The 5,158-nt window shown below is 57.3% G+C and carries 5 protein-coding genes and 2 tRNA genes; 5 read left to right on the top strand and 2 right to left on the bottom strand.

Features of this window, described 5'->3' with window-relative positions; genetic code table 11:
• On the top strand, positions 1 to 765 hold a 765-nt coding region (locus ACXJ5O_RS18180; RefSeq protein ID WP_457301115.1), incomplete at its 5' end, for a S16 family serine protease.
• 146 nt (positions 766 to 911) lie between these two features.
• On the opposite strand, the gene ACXJ5O_RS18175 is transcribed toward ACXJ5O_RS18180, so the two are convergent.
• A tRNA-Val gene (locus tag ACXJ5O_RS18175) sits at positions 912 to 987 on the bottom strand.
• Positions 988 to 1,177: 190 nt separating this feature from the next.
• Here ACXJ5O_RS18175 and ACXJ5O_RS18170 point away from each other — a divergent pair.
• Positions 1,178 to 1,254: transfer RNA gene (locus ACXJ5O_RS18170), tRNA-Asp, on the top strand.
• 49 nt (positions 1,255 to 1,303) lie between these two features.
• Here ACXJ5O_RS18170 and ACXJ5O_RS18165 read toward each other — a convergent pair.
• Positions 1,304 to 2,374, bottom strand: coding sequence for an adenylate/guanylate cyclase domain-containing protein (locus tag ACXJ5O_RS18165; protein ID WP_457301114.1), 1,071 nt, complete (start codon positions 2,372 to 2,374; stop codon positions 1,304 to 1,306).
• Positions 2,375 to 2,496: 122 nt separating this feature from the next.
• Here ACXJ5O_RS18165 and ACXJ5O_RS18160 point away from each other — a divergent pair, with 122 nt between their 5' ends.
• The 3 genes from ACXJ5O_RS18160 to ACXJ5O_RS18150 all read left to right on the top strand — a co-directional run bounded on the left by ACXJ5O_RS18160 (position 2,497) and on the right by ACXJ5O_RS18150 (position 5,024).
• On the top strand, positions 2,497 to 2,934 hold the full coding sequence (locus ACXJ5O_RS18160) for an SRPBCC family protein (RefSeq protein WP_457301113.1): 438 nt from the start codon (positions 2,497 to 2,499) through the stop codon (positions 2,932 to 2,934).
• 157 nt (positions 2,935 to 3,091) lie between these two features.
• On the top strand, positions 3,092 to 3,478 hold the full coding sequence (locus ACXJ5O_RS18155) for a hypothetical protein (RefSeq protein ID WP_457301112.1): 387 nt from the start codon (positions 3,092 to 3,094) through the stop codon (positions 3,476 to 3,478).
• A 334-nt stretch (positions 3,479 to 3,812) separates the two neighbouring features.
• A complete protein-coding gene (locus tag ACXJ5O_RS18150; protein WP_457301111.1) occupies positions 3,813 to 5,024 on the top strand; it encodes an MFS transporter in 1,212 nt (403 codons plus the stop codon).
• Positions 5,025 to 5,158: the final 134 nt, after the last annotated feature.

Here is a 5,158-nt window from a genome sequence, read left to right as displayed (position 1 = left end):
GAATTGATGAAGCTGGCTCGCAAGGCCGTCACCGAAATCATGAAGACTCAGAAGAAGTCGGTGAAGGTTACGGATGCAAACATCGATGAATATCTCGGGGTTGAGAAATTCCGATTTGGACAGATCGATGGCGAAGACCAGGTTGGCGTTGTCACGGGCCTCGCCTGGACCGAAGTGGGCGGCGAGTTGCTGACCATCGAAGGTGTCAYGATGCCCGGTAAGGGTCGCATGACGGTAACAGGCAATCTGCGCGACGTGATGAAGGAATCGATCTCGGCAGCGGCATCCTATGTCCGCTCGCGTGCCATCGATTTCGGCGTCGAGCCGCCACTGTTCGATCGTCGCGACATCCACGTGCACGTGCCGGAAGGTGCGACGCCGAAGGATGGTCCATCAGCCGGCGTTGCGATGGTCACAGCCATCGTATCGATACTGACGGGCATTCCAGTCCGCAAGGATATCGCCATGACCGGCGAGATCACGCTGCGGGGCAGGGTGTTGCCCATCGGTGGTCTGAAGGAGAAGCTGCTCGCCGCGCTGCGCGGTGGCATCAAGACRGTTCTGATCCCGGAAGAGAACGCCAAGGATCTGGTGGAGATTCCGGACAACGTGAAGAACGGCCTTGAGATCATTCCGGTCAGCCACGCCAACGATGTGCTCAAGCACGCATTGGTACGCCAGCCGGAGCCAATCGAATGGACCGAGCCAGCCCACGTGCCGTCTTCGGTCGTCGAGGATGACGCGGGCGCTCAAATCGCTCATTAAACAGCGTTGAAGGAAAAGGCCGGGCAAGAAATTGCCCGGCCTTTTTCATTCGTACCAATGACGCGGTCCGCGACGCGCGCACGCGGCACAATGCCTATGGTGGCGAGCCTGCGCGTTGGATATCAAAATGTATATTGATGGGGGAATGGTGGGCGATGAGAGACTCGAACTCCCGACATCTTCGGTGTAAACGAAGCGCTCTACCAACTGAGCTAATCGCCCTTCGCAAAGGGTGYGTTCCGGAGCGTTTATGCGTTTCCGCTGATATTGGCAAGAGGGGATGCGACACTTTTATGATTTGTCGGATGAGTTTTTCATAATCGCATCTTTCCTCTCCAGTTGTGCTTGACACACCCCCGCGAACCCCTTAAACGACCGCTCACGCCGTACAAATAGTGCGGTACGAAAGTGCGCGGGTGTAGCTCAGTTGGTTAGAGTGCCGGCCTGTCACGCCGGAGGTCGCGGGTTCGAGCCCCGTCACTCGCGCCACTTTTCCCTCAGTGATTTCAAGTAGATAATTCCCTTTGGGGACCGCTGACTATTGCAGCGCAAACACCACGCACGGGGCAGCGATGCCGCGCAGCCTRTGCTCGCCGAGCGGGATCAGTGACTGCGTCGTTTCCGCCGCAAAGGTGCCGGAGAGCAATACTGTGCGGCCGAGCGGCCGGCACAGGCCCTCCAGTCGGCTCACGAGATTCACGGCGGGGCCGATTGCTGTGAAATCCAGCCGGTCGGCAGTTCCAATATTGCCCCAAAGCATCTCGCCGAGATGCAACGCCATACCGAACGACAGAGGCTGCGCGCCTTGTGCAGCGCGAATCCGATGGAGGTGGTCCATTCCGGCGCAGGCAGCGGCGACTGCGCGCAATGCCGCGTCGCATGCAGCAGGAGCGTCGCGCTCCCCGATCGGGAATATCGCCAGAACGCCGTCGCCGATGAATTTTAGTACTTCGCCGCCGAAGGCATGGACGGCACCGGCGATGCGGTCGAACCAGGCGTCGAGAGCGGCGATTACCTCCTGCGGCTCTGTTGACTCCGACAACTCGGTGAAGCCGCGAAGGTCGGCAAAAAGCAGGGCCGCCCATATAGTCTCACCGGGCTCGCGCCGCAAACGGCCGGCCAGCACCTGCGCCGCGCTGCGCCGGCCGAGGTAGGTCGTTAGCAGTGCGGTTAGCGTCGAACGCGCGGCCAGCAAGGCAAGCGGTGCAGCGGCAAAGCGTGCAGCCTCACGCAGCAGCTCTGATTCGGACGCGCTGAACGGCCGGCTTCCGGTCCAGGCAAGCACCGCGCCGTCAGAGGGGCTGTCGGCGAAATCCTCTTGTACGGCACCAGTGCCGATGCCGGCCAGCCAGTTGCGAGCGACATAGGTAGGCTCGAGATCGACAGGCCTCGCCAAAGCCAGTGCTTCTATCACTCTTCCTGTATCGGCGCGCCACAGCCAGGTGCGCCGCTCAATGACCGGATGCGGCGCGGCTTGGGTGAGCGCACCACCGGACAGCGGCACACCGTCGGCTATGAGCCGTGCGGTGAGCGCTGTCAGGAAGGCGTCCCCGTCAGGCACGTCAATCGCTTCGTCAATTAGAAAGGAGAGAGCGGACGGCAGTTGCATAATGCCATCATGCAGCCACGTCAGGCAGCTGTCACGAGCTTTTGTTTCTTGCGCGAAATCTCGATTGCCTTACATTGCGCCAAAGCTGGAATGACATCGAGCCGCACCGGGAGGAATCGCCGATGACCGAGACGTTTCACAGTGAGATTGAGATCGCAGCCCCGCAAGCAACAGTCTTCGCCTTCCTCACCGATCCCGACAAGATTCTGCGCTGGATGGGCACCAAGGCGACGGTCGATCCGCATCCCGGCGGCATTTATCTCCTCAGCATGAACGATACTCACACTGCTCGCGGCCATTTCACGGAAGTGATACCAGTCCACCGTCTGGCCTATAGCTTCGGTTGGGAAGACCACGAGAATGTGCCTCCGGGATCAGGCCTGATTGAGATCGACCTCATCCAGAAGGACGGGGGAACATTGGTGCGCTTCACCCATGGCGGACTGCCAGACGAGAAGGAACGGGCCAGCCACGAAAAGGGCTGGAAGCACTATTTGCGCAGACTGGCCGTAGCAGCAGCTGGCGGCGACCCAGGACCCGATACATCTCCCGAGGCATGAGGGCTACAAGTGTGGTCAAATAGGGGATGGCCAAAGAAGCTTCGAGCTCTCTGGCAGTCTCTCCGCCGATGACGGTTTTTTCCATGTAATTGCCATGCAGTGATATTATATGTGGCAGGCGCACTGCGAGCTCGGCCTGAGTGGAAGGGAGCGATCAATGGCAACAACTATTAAAGTACGACATGCGGTGTTTGGAATTGGCGCGCTGGTCGCCCTTTCCGGCGTTGCTCATGCTGGAAGCTATGCTGAAATCCTGTTTAAGGAAAAGTTCGAAGTTCACATCCGGGAGATGGTTGCAGACGGCATCACTCGTAGGAATGCCGATTATATCGCTTACGCTGCCCTGGCTCGTGGTTCGTACGAAATGTGCGGCGATCACCTGTTTCCGAAGAGTTTGGTATATAGCAGCTATCAGCAATCGCTCGAAGAGACATCGCTACCGCAAAGGGTAGTTGATCGGCACATCCGCGCCTTTGAAGGCATCATGAATGCAGAGTTGCAGAACAAGCGCGCACTCATGGAATATTGCGGATCAAAACCATAAGATCGCAGCACTTTTGCGCCGATAATGGTTCACCTTTTGCCGTTTTTGCCGGACAGAGAATTGCCGTATGTGCTCACGAGATAAAGCAACACATACGTCAGGCAGAACGACACTAGGCATGGTAGCAAGTAAGGGGTCATGGAGCACCTGGCTGTTAGATTAACATGAGTGTCCATCTGAAGAATGAGGATTTTGCTAAGATCAAAACTAAAACGCATTTCATATCCGATCAGCTAGAACCCGCGTAAATGCATTGCTGCGTTGCACAAAAATCATTTGTGAAACATTTCAACTCTATGCAGCATCCTTCCTCCTCCAGACGCGCGGTCGCCTCATGCCCCTACCGATTCTTGCCCTTGCCATAGCCTCATTCTGTATCGGTACAACCGAGTTCGTGATCATGGGCTTGCTACCGGAAGTAGCGGCCGATCTCGGCGTGTCCATTCCAAGTGCGGGCCTGCTGGTTACCGGATACGCGCTCGGCGTTGTCATCGGAGCCCCGATCATCGCGATCGCCACCGCAGCGCTGCCGCGTAAATCAGTGCTGATCGGATTGGCGATGCTGTTTGTCGTCGGCAATCTCTTCTGTGCGATTGCGCCCAATTACTGGATGCTCATGATTGCACGAGTGGTAACCGCGTTCGGCCACGGTGCCTTCTTCGGAATTGGTTCAGTGGTGGCTGCAAATCTTGTCCCCCGCCATAAGCGCGCCAGCGCTATCGCATTGATGTTTGCAGGCTTGACGCTTGCCAATATCCTCGGCGTGCCGGCAGGAACTGCGCTCGGGGAAATTTATGGTTGGCGCGCAACGTTCTACGCGGTGGTGGCGATCGGTATTGCTGCTGTAATAGCCATCGTTCTACTTGTCCCCGCGACCAAGGAAGACCAGAAGGGTGGGGGCTTTATAAGTGAAATCAAGGTGCTCGGGAAATTGCAGGTCTGGCTGGCCATGCTTATTTCGGCATTGGCATCCGCAGGCCTCTTTGCCGTGTTCACCTATATAAAGCCGATCCTGACTGATGTTTCAGGAATTTCGACATCTGCGGTTACGTGGGTGCTCCTGCTCTTTGGCGCAGGTATGACGGTTGGCAACATCATCGGCGGAAAACTTGCCGATTGGAAGCTTATGCCGACTGTCATTGGTACGCTCGTCGCGCTCATGTTCATCCACGCAATTTTTGCCGAAGTCAGCGGCAACGCCATTGCTGCAATCGTTGTTATCTTCATTTGGGGTGTCCTGACCTTCATCATCGTTCCGCCGCTGCAAATGCGGGTGGTCGAGACGGCTGAAGAAGCGCCAAATCTGGCGGCAACGCTCAATCAGGGAGCGTTCAACGTTGGCAATGCGTCGGGCGCTTGGATTGGCGGGGCTGCGCTGACTTGGGGCGTGTCTTATCAGAACCTGCCTTTTGTTGGATCGGCGCTCGCCGTGATTGCCGTCCTGGTTGCTGTTGGATCATGGGCTCTGGACCGCAAGGCGAGCCAAGCCAGGCTTGACTCCGACGAACGGGAAAGGCTCAGCCTTGAGCCGCTCGCTGGTCTTTGACGTCATGGTTTTGCTCAGCCAAAACGAATGGCGCCGAAGGCAGCGCAATTCACTACTTAAATCGTTTGTAGGACCGAATGTCGCAGTCAGAGGCTCGTGTCGCAGGTCTCTGCACGGCTGCTGCAGATTAATAT

The sequence above is a fragment of the Phyllobacterium sp. P5_D12 genome, from assembly GCF_054049495.1.
The sequence above is the reverse complement of the archived record's forward strand: the minus strand, read 5'-3'. Positions and strand labels throughout refer to the sequence as shown.